At 65.7% G+C, this 22,191-nt stretch carries 19 protein-coding genes; 9 read left to right on the forward strand and 10 right to left on the reverse strand.

The window, feature by feature from the left end:
• The first annotated feature begins 3 nt into the window (after positions 1–3).
• Positions 4–3,138, forward strand: a complete 3,135-nt coding sequence (locus JQ573_RS07175; protein WP_212311085.1) for an efflux RND transporter permease subunit — start codon at positions 4–6, stop codon at positions 3,136–3,138.
• On the opposite strand, the gene JQ573_RS07180 is transcribed toward JQ573_RS07175, so the two are convergent.
• The gene (locus tag JQ573_RS07180) at positions 3,131–4,099 is read right to left on the reverse strand and encodes an amidohydrolase family protein (protein ID WP_212311084.1); all 969 of its coding nucleotides are present in this window, start codon (positions 4,097–4,099) and stop codon (positions 3,131–3,133) included. The genes JQ573_RS07175 and JQ573_RS07180 overlap by 8 nt on opposite strands.
• A 137-nt stretch (positions 4,100–4,236) precedes the next feature.
• Positions 4,237–5,655, reverse strand: a complete 1,419-nt coding sequence (locus JQ573_RS07185) for a TolC family outer membrane protein (RefSeq protein WP_212311083.1) — start codon at positions 5,653–5,655, stop codon at positions 4,237–4,239.
• Positions 5,656–5,896: 241 nt separating this feature from the next.
• Here JQ573_RS07185 and JQ573_RS07190 point away from each other — a divergent pair, with 241 nt between their 5' ends.
• Positions 5,897–7,759 (forward strand): acetyl-CoA hydrolase/transferase C-terminal domain-containing protein, encoded by a 1,863-nt coding sequence (locus JQ573_RS07190; RefSeq protein WP_212311082.1) that lies wholly within the window; start codon positions 5,897–5,899, stop codon positions 7,757–7,759.
• Here the strand turns inward: JQ573_RS07190 and JQ573_RS07195 are convergent.
• Together JQ573_RS07195 and JQ573_RS07200 are read right to left on the reverse strand one after the other, a co-directional pair.
• The gene (locus JQ573_RS07195; RefSeq protein WP_212311081.1) at positions 7,756–8,535 is read right to left on the reverse strand and encodes an enoyl-CoA hydratase; all 780 of its coding nucleotides are present in this window, start codon (positions 8,533–8,535) and stop codon (positions 7,756–7,758) included. The genes JQ573_RS07190 and JQ573_RS07195 overlap by 4 nt on opposite strands.
• A gap of 124 nt (positions 8,536–8,659) precedes the next feature.
• A complete protein-coding gene (locus JQ573_RS07200; RefSeq protein WP_249131247.1) occupies positions 8,660–9,340 on the reverse strand; it encodes a hypothetical protein in 681 nt (226 codons plus the stop codon).
• 327 nt (positions 9,341–9,667) lie between these two features.
• Here JQ573_RS07200 and JQ573_RS07205 point away from each other — a divergent pair, with 327 nt between their 5' ends.
• Positions 9,668–10,213 (forward strand): sigma-70 family RNA polymerase sigma factor, encoded by a 546-nt coding sequence (locus JQ573_RS07205; RefSeq protein WP_212311080.1) that lies wholly within the window; start codon positions 9,668–9,670, stop codon positions 10,211–10,213.
• Between the two features lie 2 nt (positions 10,214–10,215).
• On the forward strand, positions 10,216–10,854 hold the full coding sequence (locus JQ573_RS07210) for an NrsF family protein (RefSeq protein WP_212311079.1): 639 nt from the start codon (positions 10,216–10,218) through the stop codon (positions 10,852–10,854).
• On the opposite strand, the gene JQ573_RS07215 is transcribed toward JQ573_RS07210, so the two are convergent.
• A complete protein-coding gene (locus JQ573_RS07215) occupies positions 10,851–11,957 on the reverse strand; it encodes a DUF2336 domain-containing protein (RefSeq protein ID WP_092125155.1) in 1,107 nt (368 codons plus the stop codon). The two genes, JQ573_RS07210 and JQ573_RS07215, sit on opposite strands and share 4 nt — an antisense overlap.
• A gap of 61 nt (positions 11,958–12,018) precedes the next feature.
• The gene (locus JQ573_RS07220) at positions 12,019–13,167 is read right to left on the reverse strand and encodes a GGDEF domain-containing protein (RefSeq protein ID WP_212311078.1); all 1,149 of its coding nucleotides are present in this window, start codon (positions 13,165–13,167) and stop codon (positions 12,019–12,021) included.
• Between the two features lie 418 nt (positions 13,168–13,585).
• Here JQ573_RS07220 and JQ573_RS07225 point away from each other — a divergent pair, with 418 nt between their 5' ends.
• The 4 genes from JQ573_RS07225 (at position 13,586) to JQ573_RS07240 (ending at position 17,631) form a co-directional block, all read left to right on the forward strand.
• Positions 13,586–14,155, forward strand: a complete 570-nt coding sequence (locus tag JQ573_RS07225) for a sigma-70 family RNA polymerase sigma factor (RefSeq protein ID WP_092125157.1) — start codon at positions 13,586–13,588, stop codon at positions 14,153–14,155.
• Complete coding sequence (locus tag JQ573_RS07230; protein ID WP_212311672.1) at positions 14,155–14,901, forward strand: hypothetical protein; 747 nt, start codon at positions 14,155–14,157, stop codon at positions 14,899–14,901. The genes JQ573_RS07225 and JQ573_RS07230 overlap by 1 nt, the downstream gene beginning before the upstream one ends.
• 37 nt (positions 14,902–14,938) lie before the next feature.
• On the forward strand, positions 14,939–16,591 hold the full coding sequence (locus JQ573_RS07235; protein ID WP_212311077.1) for a S8 family serine peptidase: 1,653 nt from the start codon (positions 14,939–14,941) through the stop codon (positions 16,589–16,591).
• Positions 16,592–17,133: 542 nt separating this feature from the next.
• Entirely contained in the window at positions 17,134–17,631 is a 498-nt protein-coding gene (locus JQ573_RS07240; RefSeq protein WP_212311076.1) for a TIGR03809 family protein, read from the forward strand.
• An 8-nt stretch (positions 17,632–17,639) separates the two neighbouring features.
• On the opposite strand, the gene JQ573_RS07245 is transcribed toward JQ573_RS07240, so the two are convergent.
• A complete protein-coding gene (locus JQ573_RS07245) occupies positions 17,640–19,004 on the reverse strand; it encodes a TIGR03808 family TAT-translocated repetitive protein (RefSeq protein ID WP_212311671.1) in 1,365 nt (454 codons plus the stop codon).
• A 457-nt stretch (positions 19,005–19,461) separates the two neighbouring features.
• Here JQ573_RS07245 and JQ573_RS07250 point away from each other — a divergent pair, with 457 nt between their 5' ends.
• Complete coding sequence (locus tag JQ573_RS07250; RefSeq protein ID WP_212408689.1) at positions 19,462–19,782, forward strand: hypothetical protein; 321 nt, start codon at positions 19,462–19,464, stop codon at positions 19,780–19,782.
• A 108-nt stretch (positions 19,783–19,890) separates the two neighbouring features.
• Here JQ573_RS07250 and JQ573_RS07255 read toward each other — a convergent pair whose 3' ends face one another.
• The 3 genes from JQ573_RS07255 to meaB all read right to left on the reverse strand — a co-directional run bounded on the left by JQ573_RS07255 (position 19,891) and on the right by meaB (position 22,047).
• The gene (locus JQ573_RS07255; protein ID WP_212311074.1) at positions 19,891–20,331 is read right to left on the reverse strand and encodes a tetratricopeptide repeat protein; all 441 of its coding nucleotides are present in this window, start codon (positions 20,329–20,331) and stop codon (positions 19,891–19,893) included.
• A 79-nt stretch (positions 20,332–20,410) separates the two neighbouring features.
• Complete coding sequence (locus tag JQ573_RS07260; RefSeq protein ID WP_212311073.1) at positions 20,411–21,058, reverse strand: pyroglutamyl-peptidase I; 648 nt, start codon at positions 21,056–21,058, stop codon at positions 20,411–20,413.
• The gene (gene meaB / locus JQ573_RS07265; protein ID WP_212311072.1) at positions 21,055–22,047 is read right to left on the reverse strand and encodes a methylmalonyl Co-A mutase-associated GTPase MeaB; all 993 of its coding nucleotides are present in this window, start codon (positions 22,045–22,047) and stop codon (positions 21,055–21,057) included. The genes JQ573_RS07260 and meaB overlap by 4 nt, the downstream gene beginning before the upstream one ends.
• Positions 22,048–22,191 lie beyond the last annotated feature (144 nt).

A 22,191-nucleotide genomic window follows, 5' to 3' on the forward strand; every position in this document is an offset into this window, starting at 1 on the left:
TGAATGGATCGCCTCGTCGCCCTTGCCGTCAATCGCCGCTACTTGATGGTGGCCATGTTCGTCGTCGTCATCATCGGCGGCCTGTTTGCGTTCAAGCAGCTCAACATCGAGGCCTATCCCGATCCGACCCCGCCGATGGTCGACATCGTGACGCAGAGCCCGGGCCTCTCGGCCGAGGAGATCGAGCGCTATATCACGATCCCGATCGAGACCCAGGTCGCCGGCATCAAGAACCTCAAGACCATCCGCACTATCTCGCTGTACGGCCTCTCCGACGTCAAGCTGCAGTTCTCCTTCGACTACACCTATGACGAGGCGCTGCAGCAGGTGCTCAATCGGCTGTCGCAGCTCGCGCCGCTGCCCGGCAACGTGCAGCCCGGCATCTCCCCGACCAGCCCGATCGGCGAAATCTTCCGCTACCGGCTGAAGGGACCGCCGAACTACAGCGTGCTCGACCTCAAGACGCTGCAGGACTGGGTGCTGCAACGCCGCTTCCGCGCGGTGCCCGGCGTGATCGACGTCACCGGCTGGGGCGGCAAGACCAAGACCTACGAGATCCAGGTCGACTTCAACAAGCTGGTCGCCAACGGCCTGACGTTGCCGCAGGTGCTGCAGGCGGTTTCCAACGCCAACATCAATGTCGGCGGCAACACCGTGAACATCGGCTCGCAATCGGCCGTGGTGCGCGGCGTCGGCCTGATCCGCTCGATCGACGATCTCGCCAACACCATGATCTCGCAATCAGGCGGCAATCCGGTGCTGGTCAGGGACGTCGGCACTGTGACGATCGGCGAGAAGCCGCGGCTCGGCATCGCCGGCATCGACAATGACGACGACATCGTGCAGGGCATCGTGCTGATGCGCCGCGGCGAGCAGAGCTCGCCGACCATTGCCCGCGTCGAGCAACTGGTCAACCAGATCAACAATTCCTCGATCCTGCCGCCGGGCGTCAAGATCGAGCGCATCTACGACCGCAAGGATCTGATCGAGCTCACCACCCACACCGTGCTGCACAACATGGTGGTCGGCATCCTGCTGATCGTGCTGTTGCAGTGGATCTTCCTCGGCGATCTCCGCAGCGCGCTGATCGTCGGCGCGACGATCCCGTTCGCGTTGTTCTTCGCCGTGATCATCCTGGTGTTGCGCGGCGAATCCGCCAATTTGCTCTCGGTCGGCGCGATCGATTTCGGCCTGATCGTCGACGCCACCGTGATCATGGTGGAGGCGATCTTCCGTCGGCTGTCGCAGACCACGGCACTGTCGGAAGCCGAGCGCGAGCACATCTCCGACGACACGGTGATGGGCATGAAGAGCCATGCGATCCTGTCGGCGGCGGCCGACGTCTCGCGCTCGATCTTCTTCGCCGCGACCATCATCGTCGCCGCGTTCCTGCCGCTGTTCACGCTGGGCGGCGTGGAGGGCAACATCTTCGGGCCGATGGCGCGAACCTATGCCTATGCGTTGGCGGGCGGATTGCTGGCGACGTTTACGATCACGCCGGCGCTGAGCGCGCTCATCCTGCCGGCGCATATCCACGAGACCGAAACCTGGATCGTCAAGAAGCTCGATGCGATCTACCTGCCGGCGCTGAACTGGGCGATCGCCAACCGCAAGATCGTGATGGCCGGTGCGGCCGGCCTCGTGGTCATGACGATCATCTTCGTGCGGTTCCTCGGCCTCGAATTCCTGCCCAAGCTGGAAGAGGGCAATCTGTGGATCCGCGCCACGCTGCCGCCGACGATCTCGCTGCAGGAAGGCAACGCCTATGTCAACGAGATGCGGAAGCTGATCAGCAGCCGTCCCGAGGTGGTGTCGGTGGTGTCGCAGCACGGCCGCCCCGACGATGGCACCGACGCCGCCGGATTCTTCAATGCCGAATTCTTCGCGCCGTTGAAGCCGGCCGGCGAATGGCCGGGCACGCATGACAAGGACGTCCTCACCGCGCAATTGCTCGCGCAGTTGCAGGACAAGTTCCCCGGCGTCGAATTCAACTTCTCGCAATACCTGCAGGACAACGTGTCGGAGGCGGTGTCCGGCGTGAAGGGCGAGAACTCGATCAAGCTCTATGGCAACGATTTGCAGGCGCTGACCGACACCGCCAACAAGATCAAATCGGTGCTGTCGACCGTGCAGGGCGTCACCGACCTCGCAGTGTTCACCTCGCTCGGCCAGCCGACCGTCCAGATCGACGTCGACCGGGTGCGGGCGGCGCGCTACGGCCTGTCGCCTGGCGACATCAACGCCACGATCAAGGTCGCCGTCGGCGGCGACACCGCGGGCGATCTCTATGAACCCGGCAGCGACCGGCACTTCCCGATCATTGTCCGCCTTGCGCCGGAATATCGCAAGAGCGCGGAGGCGATCCAGAACCTGCGGATCGGTGCAACGAATCCGAATGGCGGGGTCACGCAGATCCCCCTGAGCGAGGTCGCCTCGATCAAGCTGATTTCGGGTGCGGCCTACATCTATCGCGAGCAGCAGGAGCGCTATCTGCCGATCAAGTTCTCGGTGCGTGACCGCGACCTCGGCAGCGCGATTCTGGAGGCGCAGCAGAAGGTCAACGAGCAGGTCCAGTTGCCGCCCGGCTCGCGTATCGAATGGGTGGGCGAGTTCGGCAATTTGCAGGACGCGATCAAGCGGCTGTCGATCGTGGTGCCGATCAGCCTCGTGCTGATCGCGGTGCTGCTGTTCCTCAATTTCGGCTCGATGGTCGACACCATGCTCGCGATGAGCGTGATCCCGATGGCGATCTTCGGCGGTGTGCTCGGGCTGCTGATCTCGGGCATTCCGTTCAGCGTGTCGGCGGCGATCGGCTTCATCGCGCTGTTCGGCATCGCCGTGATGGACGGCATCATCATCCTGTCGCAGTTCAACCAGCTGATCGACGAGGGCTATGATCGGATGCGCGCGGTGATCCGTACCGGCGAACTGCAGCTTCGTCCGGTGTTGATGACCTGCGTCGTCGCCGGCATTGGCCTGTTGCCGGCGGCGGTGTCGGAGGGCATCGGCTCGCAGGTGCAGAAGCCGCTCGCCATCGTCGTCGTCACCGGCATGATGCTGGCGCCGCTGGTGATCCTGATCACGCTGCCGGTCCTGATCTCCTACTTCTCGCGCCGGCCGAAGGACAACGTCAGGTAAAGCCGTAGAGCCGCGCCGGATTGTCGACCAGAATGGTCTTGCGCACCGCGGCGTCCGGCGCCCAGACCGGAAGCTGGTTGAGGAGGCGGCCGTCGTCGATCTGGTACAGCGGCGTGACGTCGGTGACCTTCTTGCCTTGGGGCGTCACCGAATCCGGGTGCGGCCAGTCGGTGCCCCAGACGATGCGCTCGGCATTGGCCGCGATCAGCGCTTTCGCCAGCGGCGCGGCGTCAGCATAGTCGGGCGCGAGCTTGGAGGCGCGGTAGGCGCCGGAAATCTTGACATACGCCTTGCCGGATTTGACCAGCGCGAGCAGGTCGTCAAACCCCGGCTGGCCCGTGCCGAGCGCGGCCTCGGCGCCGCCGAAATGGTCGAACACCACGGGCACAGGCGCTGCCGCGACCAGGTCCTTGATCGCCGAGATCATGGCGAGGCTGGTGAACAGCTGCACGTGCCAGCCGCGCGCCTTCATCCGCTCCACCGCGGCCGAGAAGCGCTGCCGGCCGACATTGGGATCGTTGACGCCGCCGGTCGCGAGGTTGAGGCGGATGCCGCGGAAGCCGGCCTTCTGCATGGCGTCGAGATCGCTCTCGCTGGTCTTGTCGTCGATCACGGCGACGCCGCGCGCCGTGGGACCGCGCGCCGTCATGCCGAACAGGGTCGACGAATTGTCGGGGCCGTAGACGCTCGGCGTCACGATCACCACGCGCTCGACATGCAGCGCCTTGTGCAGCGCGCTCATCTCCTCCGGCGAGGCCGGTTCCGGCGTGTAGACGCGGCCGGCGAAGAACGGGAATTTCGCAGGATCGCCATGGATGTGGGTGTGGCAGTCGCAGGCACCGGCAGGCACGTCGAAGTTCACTGGCGTGGATGGTTGCGATGCCTTGGAAAATGCGTTGCTGCTGGTCATGGTCACTCCCGTTGCGATGGAAGCCAGCATCATACTGCGTCGCGTCAGCATTGGACGTCTCCCTGCGTGCTCGGCTGTTATGCGCGCACTCCGCGCACCGGCATTGTTGATGGCCGGCAGGGCGGAGGTTATCGGCGGAGAGAGCGGGCGGAAAGGGCCGGTTCGCAGTGCGAACGGTTCCCCAAAGCCTATTGTCCCGACGGCGTGCGCAGGCCGTGCCAGGCGTCGCGCACCTGATGGTAGTGCACCTCGGGCAGATAGTCGGGCGTCTTGAGATTGAGCGTCTTGACGTCGAGGCGTCCTGTCGCGCTGAGCAGCGTATAGCAGGCGATCACGCGGTCGCGCTGCGCGCCGATCAGCCGGGCCCGCGCCGTGATCAGATCCTGCTGGGCGTTGAGCACGTCGACCGTGGTGCGCTGGCCGCCGGCGGCTTCCTTCTGCACGCCGGCGAGCGCAACCTCCGCGGCCTTCACCTCGGACTCAGAGGCCGACACCGCGATCTTGGCGCCCTCATTGGCGACCCAGGCGCTGACCACGGCGGTCTTGGCCTGGTTGCGGACCTGGTCCAGCACGAGGCGGCTCTGCGCCGCCACTTCCTTGGCCTGCCGGGTCTGCGAGGCCGCGGTGCCGCCGTCATAGATCGGCTGCGTGACCTGGCCGATCACTGAGGCCTGGTCGGTCCCGAAAGTACCCAGCGTGGGGTCGCTGTCGCGGCTGCGGCTGACGCTGCCTTGCAGGGTGACGTTCGGCATCAGGCTGCTCTCAGCGACGCGGATCGAAGTCGAGGCGACGTCGACGTCGAAGCCCGCGGCCATCACGGCCGGATGCTCGCGCACCGCAAGCGCGATCGAATCCTCGCGGCTGCGCGGCAGCAGCCGGTCGATGGTCTCGGCCGGACGCAATTGCGACGGCGCGCTGCCGACCACCTGCGCATAGGTCGCCTGGCTGATCGCAAAGTTGACCTCGGCGGCGTTGAGATCGGACAGGCCGCGGTTGAGCCGGGCCTCGGCCTGCGCGGTATCGGTCGGCGTGACGTCGCCGGCATTGAGACGGCGCTGGGTGATCGCCTGGGTCTCCTTCAGGAAGGCGACGTTGGCGCGCTGCGCCTCGACCAGGGTCTGGTTGGCCAGCACGTTGGTATAGGCGGTGACGGCGTCGAGCAGCACGCCCTGACCGACATTGCGCAGGGCCTCGCGGCCGGACTGCACTTGCAATTCGGCGACGCGGACGCTGTTGGCGGTCTTGAAGCCGTTGAACAGGGTCTGGGTCACGGTGACCCCGATCTGCCAGGGCTTCAGCGTCGCGCCCTGGATCACGTTGCCGGGCAACTGGTCGCGCACCGCCTGCAGGCCGAGCGAGAGGCCGGCGGTGATCTGGGGGCGGTAACCGGCCAGCGCCTGCGGGACATTCTCGTCGGTCGCGCGCTGACGTGCCCGCTCGGCATTGAGCTGCGGATTGGTCTGATATGCCTTGGCCATGGCTTCGGGCAGGCTCTCGGCGCGGGCCGCGGCGTCCGTCAGCAGCGCGCAGGCCAGCGCGCCAAGGCCGATGCCCGACAAAAGCACGCGCCTCGCTACGTCGCCAACCCTCGCGGCACGCCCAACCATGTGATCCCGCAAACCAAAACCCGGCAGTCCGCTCTCGCCGATGCCGTCGACACATCTACCTGTTTACGGGCCGGCGCCGCCACAGGCAAACCGCCACACGACATCTGCACATCATTTCGGTTGTTGTCTGTTGCCGGTTCGTCACAGGCGAACGCAACTGTCATATGAAGTATAAGTTCAAACCGCCGGGCCGCCGATTCAGCGATGCCGGTCATCCCCTGCCTGCCCGAGTTCATCGCAGATGCCGAAATTCTTCTCTGATCCCGAGGCGATCGCGGAGCACATCGTTCGTGACGTCGGAACCGAACTTGTGGTGGGGCTGCCGCTCGGCCTCGGCAAGGCCAACCACATCGTCAACGCGCTGTACGCGCGGGCGGTCGCCGACCGCTCGATCAATCTGACGCTGTTCTCGGCGCTGACTCTGGAAAGGCCGAAGCCGAAGAGCCTGCTCGAGCAGCGCTTCATCGGCCCCGTGATCGATCGCCTGTTCGGCGGTTATCCGGATCTCGCCTATGCGGAGGCGCTGCATCGCGGCGCGCTTCCGCCCAACATCAAGGTGATCGAGTTCTTCTTCCTCGCCGGGCAATGGTTGCATCAGCCCTTCGCCCAGCAGCACTACATTTCCGCTAATTATACTCACGCAGCGTCATACCTGCTGTCGCGCGGACTGAATGTCGTGCCCCAACTCGTCGCCAAGCGCGTGGTCGACGGCGTGCCGCGCTACAGCTTGAGCTGCAACACCGACACGACCCTCGACGTGCTGCGCGCCCGCGCGCAGGGGCGGGCGTCATTCAAGCTGATCGGCCAGGTCAATTCCGAGCTGCCGTTCATGCCGGGGCCCGGCGATCTGCCGGCGGATGAATTCGATGCGGTGCTCGACAGTCCCGACACCGATTTCCCGCTGTTCGCGCCGCCGTCGGAGCCGATCAGCGACACCAAATATGCGATCGGATTGCATGCCGCGGGATTGGTCCGTGACGGCGGCACGCTGCAGATCGGGATCGGGCAGGTCGGCGATGCGCTGGCGCAGGGGCTTGTGGTGCGTCACCGCGACAACGCCCAATTCCACGGCATCATGCAGCGCCTAGCGCCCGGTAGCGCACAGCTCGCGGCGACTGAGACCGGGCCGTTCGAGAAGGGCCTCTATGGCGTCAGCGAGATGCTGTTCGAGGCGTTCCTCGGGCTGATCGACGCCGGCATCCTCAAGCGCGACATTGGCGGCGTGATCCTGCACGGCGCATTCTTTCTGGGTCCGCAATCCTTTTATCGGGCGCTGCGCGAGATGACGCCCGAGCAGCTGGCACGAATCCAGATGATGCCGGTGTCCTTCACCAACGAGATCTTCGGCGACGAGGACGGCAAGCGCCGCGCCCGCGTCGATGCGCGCTTCGTCAACAACGCGATGATGGCGACGCTGCTGGGCGCCGCGATCTCCGACGGGCTCGAGAACGGCCAGGTCGTGAGCGGCGTCGGCGGCCAGTACAATTTCGTGGCGCAGGCATTCGCGCTCGAGGGCGCGCGCTCGGTGCTGGCGCTGGAAGCCACCCATCAGTCCGGCAAGCAGACGCAGTCGAACATCCGCTGGTCCTACGGTCACGAGACCATTCCACGGCACCTGCGAGATGTCTTTATCACTGAATACGGCGTCGCCGACGTCCGGGGGAAGTCCGATGCCGATGTGATCGCCGCGATGTTGCAGGTGGCGGACTCGCGCTTCCAGGGCGAGTTGCTGCGGCAGGCCAAGGATGCCGGCAAGCTGCCGCGCAATCACGAAATCCCGGTCGCTCACCGCGAAAATTATCCCGAGCGCATCAGCACGGCGCTGAAGCCCGCGCGTGACGCAGGGCTGTTGCCGTCATTCCCGTTCGGCAGTGACTTCACCGACGTCGAGCAACGGCTGATTCCGGCCTTGCAGATCTTGCAGCAGGCGCAGCAGACCCCGCTGCAACTCGCCGGCCTGCTGTGGCAGGGGATGCGGCATCCGCCTGACGCCGCCGACCGCGAATGCCTCGCGCGGCTCGGTCTCGACAAGCCGACGCATTTCGCCGAGCGCGCCTATCGCGCGCTCGTGGCCGCGGCGTTGCAACGAAGCCGCGTGAACTAGCGGTTCTTGTTGACCGGCTTGCGCTTCTCGATGAAGGCCGCCATGCCCTCGGAGCGATCCTCGAGCGCGAAGGTCGAGTGAAACAGGTTGCGCTCGACATTCATGCCTTCAGAGAGCGGCGTCTCGAACGCGCGGTTGATGGCTTCCTTGGCCATCGCAGCGGCCGGACGCGACATCGAGGCGATCTTCTCGGCCGCGGCGAGCGCTTCTTCCAGCAGCTTGTCGGCCGGAACGATCCGCGACACGAGGCCCGAGCGTTCGGCTTCCGCCGCATCCATCATGCGTCCGGTGAGGCAGAGATCCATCGCCTTCGACTTGCCGATCGCGCGGGTCAGCCGCTGTGTGCCGCCGATGCCCGGGATGGTGCCGAGGGTAATCTCCGGCTGGCCGAACTTGGCGTTGTCGGCGGCGATGATGATGTCGCACATCATCGCAAGCTCGCAGCCGCCGCCGAGCGCATAGCCCGCGACCGCGGCAATGGTCGGCTTGCGGCAACGGGCAACGCGGTCGCCGCCGATCGCGGTGAAGTCGCTGTTGAACATGTCGATGAAGCCCTTCGGCTGCATCTCCTTGATGTCGGCGCCGGCCGCGAAGGCCTTTTCGCTGCCCGTGATCAGGATGCAGCCGATCTTGTCGTCGGTCTCGAGATCGTCCACCGCCGCGGCGATCTCGCGGAATACGCCGAACGACAGCGCATTCAGCATTTTGGGCCGATTCAGCGTGATGACGCCGACCGGTCCCTTGCTTTCGACAATGATGAATTCGAACGTAGCCATGACGCAAACCCCGTGCCTGATTTGCGGCGCAATGTGCCCGCTGGCGGGATGCTCTTCAAGTGGCTGAAGCGAGGCTTTGGGCTGCGGTGCGGCGCACCGCGCCGCAAGCCGCGAGGACCTCCGCCTAGGCCATGAACATACGCGCTGCGGAGGCCACCGTGAGCAGGGCGCCGAAGCCGATGAAGATCTTCCCGATCAGCGAGGTCTGGTCCCAGTTCGCACTGTCGCTGCTCGCCAGAACCGGGGCCGGCTTGGGTGCCGGCACGGCGGCAGGCGGTGGCGTCGCGGGCGCTTCCTGCTGGGCGGTCTGCGGTTGAACCGGCTGCGGTTGTTCCACCGGCTGCTCCTGCTGCAGGGCCCGGTCGAGGTCGTTGAGCTGGTCGGATGCGACCACGCTGCCGTCGGGTTGCGCGTCGCCGGGCTTGTCGGAGGCGGCCATCACCGGATTGACGTTAGCGGGCGCGATGCTCGCATTGCCGTCGCCGGACGTCAGCTCCGCATTGGCATTGGCGACCGTGGCGGGCATGCCCGCCGACGTCACGCTGCCGGCACCGTTCGTGGTCTTCTTGCTCTCGGATTTGTCGGCCGTCTTGTCAGCCGTCTTGGAAGACTGATGGCGCGCATGGCGCCGGCCATGCCGCGAACTCTGGTCCGCGGACTTGTCGGTCGTCGCACTGTCGGATTTCGCCTCTGCGGGATCCGAACCGGCCGCAAGCGCCGGCAACGGTCCGGCGATACACACGAAAAACCCTGTCAGCCCTGTCGCAACCATCAGGGCCAAGCGCCCGCTGGCTTTGATCTTCATTCTGATGATCTCCCCATTTCGCCCGTCCCGAACGCGAAATGAGACCCCGCTGCGTGTCTACACCGGGGCAAAAAAAGGGAATCTTCGGGCCTCAGAGGGCAAAAGCTGGGCAATATCATCCCAGTGGATCGTCGGCAGCAGCTGCACCGATGCGTGTCGGACCGATCGGTGTTATGAGCCCTTCCGTCTGCAAACCCGCCGGAGCGATTCTTTGAGGCTGATCCTCGGTGCGGCGTTGCCTGAGGATGATCATCACGAATTCGTGATGTCCTTGGCGTGCCGCGTAACAAACTGAAAGATCGGCCGAATTGCAATTCAGGAGCCTGCGTGCGCGAACGTGAGGATGAATGGACCGACCTGATGCGGTCGGCCATTTCAGGCGATGACGCGGCGTATCATCGCCTGCTCAAGGCCATCACGCCGGTACTCCGTGCCGCGGCGCGACGTGGCTTGGCGCGCGCGGGACAACCGGTCGATCAGTCCGAGGACATCGTGCAGGACATCTTGTTGGCGGTGCATTTGAAGCGACAGACCTGGGACACGAGCGCGCCGTTCGCGCCGTGGCTGTTCGCGATCGCACGCAACAAGCTGATCGACGCGCTGCGCCGCCGCGGCAGGCGCATCTTCGTCAATATCGATGACTTCGCCGAGACGCTGCCGGGGGAAACACCGGAGCCGACGGCCTCGCCCGGCGAGGTGACCGCCCAGTTGCAGGCGTTGCCGGCGCGGCAGCGCGACGTGCTGCAATCGATCGCGGTCGACAGCACCTCGATCAAGGACACCGCTGCGAAATTCGCGATGACCGAGGGCGCGGTGCGGGTTGCACTGCATCGTGGGCTTGCGAGCCTGACTGCGAAATTACGGGACCGATGAGCATGGACACCGATCAACTCATTCGAACCCTGACCGCCGACAATGCCTATCGGCCTCGTCCGATCGGTCTTGCGCTGATGATGGCGCTGCTGGCGGCGGCGCCGGTCTCGCTGCTGATCTTCTTCGCCGAGCTCGGCGTGCGGCCCGACGTGATGACGGCGATGCATAATCCGTTCTTCGACCTGAAATTCGCGGTGACGCTGGCGCTCGCCGCCTCGGCGATCGCGGTCAGCCTGCATCTGACGCGACCGGAAGCCTCGCTGCGCAGCTTCGGCTGGTGGCTGCTGATTCCCGCCGGCATCCTCGTTGCCGCGATCAGCGGCGAGATGATGATGCCGCAGCGTACGCCGATGATGACGCGGCTGATCGGCAAGAACTCGGTCGCGTGCATGACCGCGATCCCCGCAATGTCGCTGCCGCTGCTGGTCGGCGCGCTGTACGGGCTCCGGCAGGGCGCACCGGCGCGGCCGGCGATCGCGGGCGCGGTGGCAGGCCTGCTCTCGGCAGGGCTCGCGGCCACCGTCTACGCGTCGCACTGCACCGATGACTCGCCGCTGTTCGTTGCCACCTGGTACACGCTGGCGACCGCGATCGTCGCAAGCGTCGGCGCGCTGATGGGGACGCGGGCGTTACGATACTAGGCCGCGGGCGCGGACTGCTGCATGCGATGGAAGCGGAGCACCTGCTGCGCGGTCGATGGCCGCAGCCGCTCATAGGTGTCCTTGCAGGCCTGCAAATCGGTCGGCTCACCGCCCGAGATGTCGTCGCGCAGGTTGATGATCGACCGCACCGTCGACCATGACAGGCCCGAGACCTTGGCCAGGATCATCACGCCCTCGGCGCGGGTTTCGATCATCATGTTCTCGGCGATGCTGACCGAGACATTGGCGAGCGCGGCAAGCGAGGCATTGGTCTCGTCGAACTTGCCGGCCTCGGCGAAGGCTGCGAGCTGGAATTCGTCGAGCCGGCCGTCCTGGTAGAGCGACTTGACCAGCGCATGCGCGATCGTGGTGTCCGGCGTCACGGCGGCGGGCGCCGAGCGCGCGCGTCGCGTCGCCTCCTTCACCGCGATCGGAATCTCCTTGGCCTGCTGCGGATTGGCAGCCTCGAGCCGCTGCCTGACCGTGTCCGAGGCCTTGGCGACCAGCTTGAGATAGAGATGCCGCGGGATGCTTGGGCGGAGCCCGACGCAGGTCGACAGATTGTCGTCGCCCTCGGCGCGGCTGACCAGCCGGGTGAAGCCGCGCTCGGTGAATTCCGCGCCGGGATTGTTGACCGCGCTCTGGATCACCTCGTCGTTGCCGCGCAGCACCAGCACGTCGGTGACGGCGCCGCTCAGCGTCTTCCGGTTGGAGATCGCGAGCAGATGCGCCTGGCTCTTGCTGCGCGCCGTTTCGATCAGGGTGTCGTCGTCGAGCCGCGGCGACAGCGTCAGCACGGGGCCTGCGACCTCGATCAGGTCGTCGAATGCAAGGGTACGGATGGTCTGCGGCGGCGCGGTCTCGATCGGGGCGAGGCGGTTGGCGAGCAGCGCCTTGGCCGAGTTTTCGATGTGCTCGAGCAGGCATTGGAAAACGTCGTCGAACAGCACGATCTGCTGGTCCGAATAATTAACCGATCCGTTGATGAAGAGGTCGGTCACGCGGCGCAGCGTCTCGACACGGCGTGCGACGGTGCCGTGTGCGAGCGTCGTCTGCAGCTCGTCGAGCAGACTTTCGGGGGCGGTCTCGGGCTTCGAACTCATGACTCTGTCCTGGAGCGGTGGCGACGGATTCTCCGGCGCCGAATAGCGAAATAAAAGGTTGTTAGGCACTGGCGATGCGGTTGCGTCCTCTCGCCTTGGCTGCGTAAAGCGCGCCGTCGGCGCGGGCGAGTAACGTGTCGGAGTTTTCGTGCGGCTTGAGCGTCGTGACGCCTGCGGAGATCGTCACCTGCATGCCGGGCGAGAATGCACTCCAGTCGAGACCGGCGATGATCGCGCGCAGCCGCTCGAGCGCGCGCATCGCCTGATCCTGCGACAGGTCGGGCAGCACCAGCAGGAATTCCTCGCCGCCGTAACGGCCGAAGCGATCGATGCTGCGGAGATTGGCGAACATGCCGATGGCGAAGGTGCGCAGCGCCTCGTCGCCGATCGGATGGCCGTAGACGTCGTTGATGCGCTTGAAATGGTCGAGGTCGATCAGCGCCACCGCGCAGGAGCTGCCGTTGCGGGCGCAGCGCGCGATCTCCTCCTCGAGCGTGCGCATGATGCTGCGGCGATTGGAGGTGCCGGTCAGCTCGTCGAGCTCGGCGAGCTCCTCGATGCGCCGGTAAGCCTCCCTCAGCTTCACCCCGCTCTGATACAGCGATTGCTGCATCGAGCTCGAGAAGATGCCGAGACACATGCAGCGCCCGATCGTCAGCGCGAACACCAGCATGGTGGCGAGGCGGTCGATCCTGGTGCCGGTCGGCATCCCGATCGCCTTGTCGGTTCCGAGGAACAGCGCGGCGAGGCCCAGCACCATGATGGTCCAGACGATCGCAGTCTGGCGCGCCGAGGTACGCAGCGCACCGAAGCCGAACACCACGAACAGGTTGCAGAGGAACAGCACGCCGACTTCCGGCGCGATGTAGGTGAACACCAGCAGGTTCACCATGTTGACGGCCGATTGCGGCGCGACCAGGTAGTGGTCGCGGAAGCGCTCGTGAAAGCCGCGCTCCGAAAGCAGCACATAGATGGCGACGAGGGAGAGGCCGGTCAGGGCATAGCCCGCCGCCACCAGGACCGACGTGGTGCCGGCATGCGCATAGATCAGCAGCACAACGGCATCGAGCACGAAGCAGGCGGCGATCATCGATTGGATCTGGCGGCGCTGCCTGGCCCGGCGCGCCAGGCGCTCGCGCGTCAGCCTGGGACGGCCGCTTTCCGATGCACCCGCGATCGGGCTGGGAAGTGACGACGCAGCGCTGCCCATGGTCTCGCCATTGCTGAAATCCGGCGAAAATCTAAGTGGGAAAGCCTTTAGGTTTGGTATCTTTTGGAACCGAATCTGCTCCGGTGAAACCCGGTCATCACCCTTGTTTCGTAAGGGGAATCCGTTCACGGAGGCGGGTCGGAAGCGGTCGGGACGGGGGCTTCCGGCGGCGCCCGCTTCGCGACAGCGCTGGCTTGCCGGCAAAGCCTTGGTATGGTCGCGCCGGATGGTGCGAGTCCGTGAGAGTTTTCACTATTATGATACCGCTTACCGAGTCTCCGACGATTTTTGCTCATTGGGATCGTCGACTGTGTCATAGATCACACATGCGGTGCGCACATTGCCGTAATGTGAAGAATCTTGCCTCTCGCGTCGAACCACGCGCCACCCCCCTCAGACCAACTTTGCGAGACGGCCATTGAGCGCGACACAGGCGGCTTCAGACGAGGTTCTGATCGCTCGGATCGCTCAAGGCGACCGGCTCGCCATGCAGGTGCTGTACGGACGGCATCATGTCAGGGTGTACCGCTTCGGGCTTCGGCTCGTGCGGGACGAACAGGTGGCGGAGGACCTCATTAGCGAGGTCTTTCTGGACGTGTGGCGTCAGGCGGGCAAATTCGAGGGACGATCCGCCGTTTCAACCTGGCTTCTGGCGATTACCCGGTTCAAGGCGTTGTCTTCGCTGCGGCGAAGGAAGGACGCCGAACTGGACGATGAGGCCGCGAACGCGATCGAGGACACGTCCGACGATCCGGAAACGGTGGTGCAGAAGAAGGACACGGGTGACACGCTGCGTAAGTGCCTGACGGGACTATCGGCGGAACACCGGGAAATTGTCGATCTTGTCTACTATCACGAGAAATCCGTGGAAGACGTCGCAGAGATCGTCGGGATTCCGGAGAACACCGTGAAGACGCGCCTGTTCTATGCGCGCAAGAAACTTGCCGAGTTGCTGAAGGCAGCCGGTGTCGAGCGAGGTTGGCCATGATGGCTGCGAGCAACAAGAAGGTGCAGGGTCAAGATCCTGACGATGTCGAGATGCTGCTGCCCTGGCATGCGGCCGGCACGCTGAACGCGCGTGACGCGCGCCGCGTCGAGGACGCACTCGCTTCCGATCCGGAGCTGGCCAGGCAGTATGCCGTCATCCGCGAGGAATATGCCGAGACCATCGGCCTCAACGAGAGCCTCGGTGCGCCGTCTGCGCGTGCCATGCAGAAGCTGTTTGCCGCGATCGATGCCGAGCCGGAGCGCAAGCCGTCGGCGGGTGCGCGCATGTCGGGCTCCGTCGCGGAGTTCTTTTCGAAATTGTCGCCGCGGACGCTGGCCTGGTCGTCCAGCCTCGGGGCGATCGTGGTGCTGCTGCAGGCCGGCGTGATCGGTGCGGTGCTGATGCGCAGCGAGCCGGCCTCGTTCCAGACCGCCTCGCTTGATGCCGCCGAACAACGCAGCGCCCCCAGCGCACCGAGCGCGGCCGTCGCACCCAGTGCGCCGATCACCCGCGACCTCGGCGCCAGCGTGGCGGCCGCGCCGACGCGGCTGTTGGTGCGCTTCACGCCGGATGCCAGGGTCGCCGACATCACGTCGCTGCTCGACAATTACCAGGGCGCGATCATCGACGGGAAGGGCGGGATGTTCCTATTGCAGTTCCGCGCGATGGACAAGGATGGCGTCGCATCGCTGATTGCCCGTTTGCAGAAAGAGAAGATCGTCAGCCTCGCGGTCGAGACGCCGTAAACGGTAGCTGACGGTCCTGCGCCGAGTTGAGGTCACCATGACCGCCAACGGCCGGACCAGATCGACGAACCGAGCGGCCATTGCTGCCGCCGTGTTGTTGCTGGTGTCTGTTGCCGGCTCGGCCTACGCCCAGAATTTCGTGAGATCACCGATCGGCGGCAGGCCGCTCTCCATCGGGCCGCGGGTCAATCCCGGCATCGGCGGGGCCGGTGGCGGGCTGGCTGACCGCGCGCCGCTCCACGGTCCGGCTACGTCGTGGACCGGCGATGGACCGCGATCGGGCATGCCGCCGCCCCGTGTGCATGACGCCCCCCGTTTCTCTGCCGACTGCGATGACGGCACGCGCCAATGCTCCGGCCGGCCGGTCTCCGTGAACGGTGGCGGCAAGGGCGCTGCGAGGAAGGGAAGGGCCGGCGGTGGCGGCAGCAGCCGCGCGCAGGACGTGGCGGCCACGCGAACCGTGCCGAACGAGCTCGTGGCGGAGATCGACGGCGCATTGACCGAGACCCAGACCGACGCGCTGGCGCGTCGCCATGGTCTGAGGCGGATCGCCTCGCAGAACATCCCGCTGCTCGGCGCGACGATCGGCCTGTTCCGCACGGCCGGCAATCGCTCCGCCGACGCCGTGGCCCGCGACCTCGCCAGCGACAGCAGCGTCCGCTCCGTGCAGCCGAACTACCGTTACGCGCTGCAGGACCAGAAGCCGGCGGCGGGCGGCAGTGATCCGGCGCAATACGCCCAGACGCAGCTGCATCTGCCCGAGGCGCACCGGCTGGCGCGCGGGATGAACGTCACCATCGCCGTCATCGACTCCGGCATTGATGCCGCGCATCCGGAACTGGCCAACACGGTCGCGGATACGTTCGATGCGCTCGGCAGCAAGGATGGCCCGCATGCCCACGGCACCGCCGTCGCCGGGGTGATCGCGGCGCGCGTCAGGCTGACGGGGAGTGCGCCGGAAGTGCGGATCTTGGCGATCCGCGCCTTCGGCGCGGCCGCCGGCGGCGCCGAGAGTACGTCCTATGTGATCCTCAGGAGCCTCGATTACGCGGTGGCGCACGGCGCGCAGATCGTGAACATGAGCTTTGCCGGACCGCAGGACGCACTTGTCGCGCGCGCCGTAGCCGCCGCCGCGGCGAGGGACATCGTGCTTGTTGCCGCGGCCGGCAATGCCGGCCCGAAGTCGCCGCCGCTGTATCCGGCCGCCAATCCCGATGTGATCGCGGTCGGCGGCATCGATGCCGGCGAGCGGCTGATGGCGGCCTCGAACCGCGGCAGCTACGTCGCGTTGGCGGCGCCGGGCGCCGATCTCCTCGTGCCGGTGCCGGACGGCAAATATCAGCTGATGTCGGGCACCTCCTTTTCGGCCGCGTTCGTTAGCGGCATCTCGGCGCTGGTGCTGGAGCGCAATCCGGCATTGAAGCCCGCCGAGGTGCGCAAGGTCCTGACCGGCACGGCCCGAGATCTCGGGGCATCCGGACGTGATGATCTGTTCGGCGCCGGGGAGGCGGACGCGCTTGCTGCGGTGACGGCGGCGACCAGCGCGCCGGTCGCGGCCACTGTGGACGAACCGCCGCAGCCTGCAAAGGCAGCGGACGGCAATAACACTTCCGTGAGCCGCGCGTTGAATGAACCCGCGCCGTCGATCGCAGCGGACGATTCCGCGGCAAATCACCGTGCTGCGCAGTGATTTCCGGTGCCGGACGCCCGCAGCGGTGCGATGGAACCGGGCGGCGAAAAGGTTAAAAAAATCGCCGGCGATTTGAACGTCCGCCGTCCTCTCACGACTTATGTGTGTGGGAGCGGTTTATCCCTCCCCGGCTGTATCAGGCGCGAGCGCCCATCCACCCCAAGCGCCCATATGGCTTTGACCCGTCCGGTTGTCCCCCCGGACGGGTCTTTCATTTTGGGGGCACCCTTGCATGACGGACTGGCCGGACGCGGTCGCGCTGCGTGATCGCGGTGGGATGCGCGCTGCGGCCGCGGCTGTTTGCTGTGGATCGTTCGGCTGCGCAGCGTTCGGGAGCGACGCACATCGCCACCATGCAAGTCGATGACGTGACGATGCTTCGGGGTAGAAACTCCGTAGTCGAGCGGACTTCCTTCATCGCCCGTCCGCGATTAGGAATTTGGTTAGACTTTATTTACCTTTTCCACAGAATATCAGTGTCGCGTCCAGTTGATTCGGTTCGGTTGCGTCTGCGTCCGTTTCTTTCCCTGCGGGCAAGTTGAATGACACATCGGACCGACGTGGCCAGAGGCCAGGAGATCGTTGCACGCTGGTGCAACCTTGCCGAGCAAAGGCTGGAGCACCTCAACGAGCTGTTCGAAACCGGACGCTGGCGCCGCTATCACAGCGAGCAGGCCTTTCTCGAGAATGTCAGGGAAGCGCGGGCCGCGGTCGACATCTGGCGCGAATTGCTGACCCGCGAAGCTTCGCTCGACAATTCGCCGGTCGATCTGTCCTGGCTCGGACGCGGCAAGTCGAAGCTGCCGCCGCCGCGCGATCTTTCGCCGGCGCAGCAGCGCCGCTCGGAGGCTGCGACATTGGCGGAGGCGGCGATGACCGCGGTCGCGGCCGCGATGGAAACGGCGGCCGAGGTCCTGGAGCAGCCGCCCGTTGTGGCCGACGCGCCGCCGCTGGAGATCCCCCCTCCGGTCATGCCGCCGCCGGTGCTCGATCTCGACACCATCCAGCGGCGCTATCCGTTGCTGCGCAACGCGCTGTAGGCCGAAGGTTAGCGCCGCACCGCGTTGGCGCCGACCACGAGCTGCGCATATTGCTGGGCGCCGCCCACTGACAGGTCGGTGGTCACAGGGCGGGCGTGATCGAGCCCGACCACCGCGCCGCGCGGGGTTTCCGAGATCATGTTGTTGTTGATCAGCGCGGTGCCGGCGCCTGGCACCACCGAGACGCCGATGCCGACGAACGCCTTGCGCACGACATTGCCTGAGATCGCGACGTCGCGCAGATACTTGCCCCAGCCCGCGACGATGCCGAAGGTCGGTGCGTTCTCGATCACATTGCCGGTGACGGCGCTGTCGGCCTCGACATAGATGCCGATGCCGGCGCCGTCGTTCGGGTCGGTGCCAACAGGGCGCTTCGGCAGCAAATTGCGGATGATGTTGCCCTGGACCACCGCGATGCGGCCGCCTTCGTTGAAATTGCACACGGAGACGCCGATCGCGGCGCCGTCGACGGTGTTGTTGGCGATGACCGCGGCCTCGAACGCGAACTCCGAATAGAGCGCGACCTCGCGGACATTGCTGACGCTGTTGTCGGTGATGTGGATGTTGGAGGCCGAATTGCCGCGCACCGCCGAGAAGTCGCAGTTGCTGATGCGGTTGCCGCGCACGATCACATTGCCGGCGCGGAAGGCGTTGATGGCGTTGCCGTACTGCCCGGAGCCGCCGGGACCGGCCTTGATGTCCTCGATCCGGTTGTCGGTGACGATCGAGCCGTCGTCGCCGATCGCGGTGCGCAGGATCTCGATGCCGTTGTCGTTGGTGCCCTTGATGGTGTTGCGCGAGACGATGAGGCCGAGCGCGTCGAACGACACCAGCGCCGTCGACGCGATGCCGGTGAAGATGTTGTTGCTGACGTCGCCCGACATCTGCTCGAACCAGATGCCGCAACCGCCGCTGTCGGTGAACTGGCAATCGGTGATGCGGATGTCGCGGCCGGACAAGCAATGGACGAGGCCGCGGCGCGCCGGCAGCGGAACGTTGCCGCCGTCGAAGGTAAGGCCCATCAGGACGATGCCGCCGGCGCCTTCGCCTTCCAGCAGCGAGGCGCCGCCGTTGAAGACAAGCCGGCTGGCGCCGCGGACGCCGATCAGCTGGCTGCCGGGCGCAAGCCGCAACAGGCCGGTGCGATAGGTGCCGGGCGGGAACGCCAGCGGCACCTGCGCGCGCGCGGCATCATCGATCGCGCGCTGCAGATTGCGGGTCTGGTCGTCGGGGCTGCCGGGACGGACGCCATATTGCGTAACGTCGCGGCCGAGCGAGCCGGCAGATTGCGCGGCAGCGCGCGCAGCATCCGGCGACATCGCAAGCGCGCCGGCGACGGTTGCTCCGATCAGATGGCGGCGGTTGACGTCCATGGGCATGGCCCTCGCTGAAGGCGCGAGCAGTGACCTTCGTTGCCGATTAGGTAACGCGAAATGCGCCGCTGCCTGGTGAACATGCCGACGCAGCCGGCTGTTTGTTGGCGGTAGGGTTAATCTCGGGTGCAGCAGGTCAGCGCGCGTCGTTAACGAGAGGTGGCCTGCCTCGCAACTGCGGGTGGTGGCGAAGGAATTCCCGGCCGCAGCCGTGCGCTGCCAAAATATCGAAAACAACCCCATGCAAAGTAGGCTGCGGCTGCCGGCGTTCGACGAGGCAACTTGACACGTCGGGCAACTCAGGGATATTCTTCCAATATTCCGAAATCATGCACGCTCCTCACGCGCGACGGGTTGTGCGTGGAGGTTCCGCTATGCGTCGACGAGGATGCGCAGTTGTCCGCAGCCCATGAACCACTCGAACCCGGCACCGCTCATATTCCTCGCTATGATCCCCATGGGCGTGGTTTTGTTTGGGGGCTTGCAGCTCTTTTCCCATTACCTCTGCGAGGTTAGGTTAGGAGCCGCGGCCGTCGAATTTGTCATCCTCAAAAGATTTGTTGTTTGGGCGATCCCGCGCGATGAGATCATGAGATTTGAAAAGATCTCTTTTTGGGAGGCAGGTTTCACCTGGACCATTAATCTCGTGAACCGTCCGTTCGGGCCGTATGTTCTCCTTCATCGCGACCGGGGCATTTTTCGGAAAGTCATTGTGACGCCGAGGGATGCGGACGCATTTTGCCACGCGTTTAGAGAGCAGTGGGCAACAACAGCTTGAGCCACGTTGGCGCTTACGGTCTTGTCACTCCGGCACTTCGCAAGGGGCGAGCGCCGGTTACCAATATCCTCAACATGTCGCGCCTGACCGTCGTGCCGGGAATCCGAGCTAACCCAACGAGCGCTTCTCCAGAGCCACCGCGATCTTCTCCAGGGCGGCGTTCTTGCGCTGCATTTCGGCGACCTCCTGTTCGCAAATCTCGACCATGGTCCGCCCGGAGAACCGTCCGCGCGCCTGCATGCCTAGTCGGCGACAGAGCCATGCCGCGGCCGCTAGAAAGACAGCAGTAGCAAGCCATGACGACACCTGACCCGGATCGGAGTCCGCGATGGCGTGACGGAAATCGCCCTTTGACCAGTACGCCTTGGCGCGATTGCTGCGGGCGTCGTTGTCCTTCGGATCGAGCGCGGTCATCTGATCGTAGTCGGCGATGGCGCGCTCAAGGTCCCCCTTGGCTTGGTAAGCGTAGGCGCGGTTATAGTAGGCGTCCCTGTATCTTGGTAGGTCCAACGAGGCGCATGCTATCACTGGTTGATCGACGTTTCCCATGCCTGGCGGGGCAGCCGTTGCCGTGTGGTTAGCCGTTCGTTGCAAGATCGATGAAAAGCTGTTCGAGGTCTGTCCGCGCTCACGCGCGTGCGGCGTGCCGCGTCAGTTTCACCAGCTCCAGCAGCATGGCTTCGCCGGCATCGACGAGCGCTTTCAGCGTGATGGATGATTTGCCTGATGCGGCCGTGCCGTCATGGGCGAGCGGCGGAACATGGACGAATTGTGCGAGGCGTAACTCGTTGTCGTCGTCGACGGCCTCGATCGCGCGCCAGCTCAGATAGTTGCAGAGATAGCTGCCGGCATCGCGCGACATCCGTGCATCGATGCCGGTGGCCAGCGCGGCGCGCCGCAGCTTTTCGCTGTGCGGCCCGAACACCTGCGCATCGGCGCCGCCTGCGATCGATCCCTTGCGCGCGTGCTGGCGGCCGGCATCGGGGAAGCGCGTCGTCACCGCGTTGCGGGCGCGGCTTTCGATCCGCAGGTGCGAGGTGCGGCCGGCGAGGCCGAACATCAACAGCGCCTGCGGGCGATGTCGTGCGATCAGCTCGGGCAATTCGCGATCGACGGCTGCGTAGGTGACGTCGAAGATGTGGCTCGTCAGCACGACGCTGTCGAAGGCCGGCCGGCGCAACCCGGTCAGCCGCTTCACGAGCGCCATGGTCGGGTTGAACGGCGCACCCGGGAACGGCCCGAAGCCGGTCACGAGGATGCGCAGATTGCCGCTCAATGCAGCATCTCCGCGATCTGCTCGGCGGCGACCGCGGGCGAGATGCGGCCGCCGGCGACCTCGGTCTCCATCTTCTTGACCCTGGCGCGGATCGCAGCGTCCGAGCGCAGCCGCGCCATCATCCGGCCTTCCAGCATCGACCACATCCACTTCACCTGCTGCTCGCGGCGGCGGGCCTCGAATTCGCCCGAGGCGTTCATCGCGGTGCGGTGGTCGAGGATCTTCTGCCAGAGCCGGTCGAGCCCGGCGCCGGTCAGCGCCGAATAGGTCTCGACCGGCGGATGCCAGTGTTCGGAGCGCGGCGCGAGGATATGCAGCGCGCTGCGATAATCGGCGGCGGCGAGGTTGGCGCGCTTGAGGTTGTCGCCGTCGGCCTTGTTGATCGCGATCATGTCGGCGAGCTCGACGAGGCCCTTCTTGATGCCTTGCAGCTCGTCGCCGGCGCCCGGCAGCATCAGCGCCAGGAAGAAGTCGGTCATGTCGCAAACCGCGGTCTCGGACTGCCCGATGCCGACGGTCTCGACCAGCACGACGTCGAAGCCTGCGGCCTCGCACAACAGCATCGCCTCGCGGGTCTTCGCCGCGACGCCGCCGAGCGTGCCCGAGGACGGCGAGGGGCGGATAAAGGCCTGGTCGGAGACGGCGAGCCGCGCCATCCGCGTCTTGTCGCCGAGGATCGAGCCGCCGGTGCGCGCCGAGGAGGGATCGACCGCCAGCACCGCGACCTTGTGACCGCGCTCGATCAGGAACATGCCGAGCGCATCGATGGTGGTCGACTTGCCGACGCCGGGCGAGCCGGTGATGCCGACCCGCACCGCCTTGCCGGTGTCGGGCAACAGCGCCTGCACCAGCTCACGCGCCGCCGCCTGATGATCGCCGCGCCGGCTCTCGACCAGCGTGATCGCCCGCGCCAGCGCGGCGCGGTGGCCGGCGCGGAGCTGCTTGGCGAGGGCGTGGATGTCGGGAGAGGCGGGCTTCGGCGAGGTCATGGCCTTGGTTTACAACGGCTGCCGGTTGCAGGCGAGGGCGGAGTCCGCACTCGTCCCCGATCAATCGCGAGATCGGAAATCGGGTGGGCGCGCCCGCCGCCGTGCGGTTGATCAGAGCCCGTTCCGCATCACTGCGGACCAACA

This window comes from Bradyrhizobium sp. AUGA SZCCT0105, from assembly GCF_018129565.1.
In the GTDB taxonomy this organism is placed as follows: Bacteria; Pseudomonadota; Alphaproteobacteria; order Rhizobiales; family Xanthobacteraceae; genus Bradyrhizobium.

Coding starts and splice junctions, on each gene's coding strand:
- JQ573_RS07175 (WP_212311085.1), top strand. CDS start 4: ATGGATCGCCTCGTCGCCCTTGCCGTCAATCGCCGCTACTTGATGGTG.
- JQ573_RS07180 (WP_212311084.1), bottom strand. CDS start 4,099: ATGCTGACGCGACGCAGTATGATGCTGGCTTCCATCGCAACGGGAGTG.
- JQ573_RS07185 (WP_212311083.1), bottom strand. CDS start 5,655: ATGGTTGGGCGTGCCGCGAGGGTTGGCGACGTAGCGAGGCGCGTGCTT.
- JQ573_RS07190 (WP_212311082.1), top strand. CDS start 5,897: ATGCCGAAATTCTTCTCTGATCCCGAGGCGATCGCGGAGCACATCGTT.
- JQ573_RS07195 (WP_212311081.1), bottom strand. CDS start 8,535: ATGGCTACGTTCGAATTCATCATTGTCGAAAGCAAGGGACCGGTCGGC.
- JQ573_RS07200 (WP_249131247.1), bottom strand. CDS start 9,340: ATGAAGATCAAAGCCAGCGGGCGCTTGGCCCTGATGGTTGCGACAGGG.
- JQ573_RS07210 (WP_212311079.1), top strand. CDS start 10,216: ATGGACACCGATCAACTCATTCGAACCCTGACCGCCGACAATGCCTAT.
- JQ573_RS07215 (WP_092125155.1), bottom strand. CDS start 11,957: ATGAGTTCGAAGCCCGAGACCGCCCCCGAAAGTCTGCTCGACGAGCTG.
- JQ573_RS07220 (WP_212311078.1), bottom strand. CDS start 13,167: ATGGGCAGCGCTGCGTCGTCACTTCCCAGCCCGATCGCGGGTGCATCG.
- JQ573_RS07230 (WP_212311672.1), top strand. CDS start 14,155: ATGGCTGCGAGCAACAAGAAGGTGCAGGGTCAAGATCCTGACGATGTC.
- JQ573_RS07235 (WP_212311077.1), top strand. CDS start 14,939: ATGACCGCCAACGGCCGGACCAGATCGACGAACCGAGCGGCCATTGCT.
- JQ573_RS07240 (WP_212311076.1), top strand. CDS start 17,134: ATGACACATCGGACCGACGTGGCCAGAGGCCAGGAGATCGTTGCACGC.
- JQ573_RS07245 (WP_212311671.1), bottom strand. CDS start 19,004: ATGGACGTCAACCGCCGCCATCTGATCGGAGCAACCGTCGCCGGCGCG.
- JQ573_RS07250 (WP_212408689.1), top strand. CDS start 19,462: ATGGGCGTGGTTTTGTTTGGGGGCTTGCAGCTCTTTTCCCATTACCTC.
- JQ573_RS07255 (WP_212311074.1), bottom strand. CDS start 20,331: ATGGGAAACGTCGATCAACCAGTGATAGCATGCGCCTCGTTGGACCTA.
- meaB (WP_212311072.1), bottom strand. CDS start 22,047: ATGACCTCGCCGAAGCCCGCCTCTCCCGACATCCACGCCCTCGCCAAG.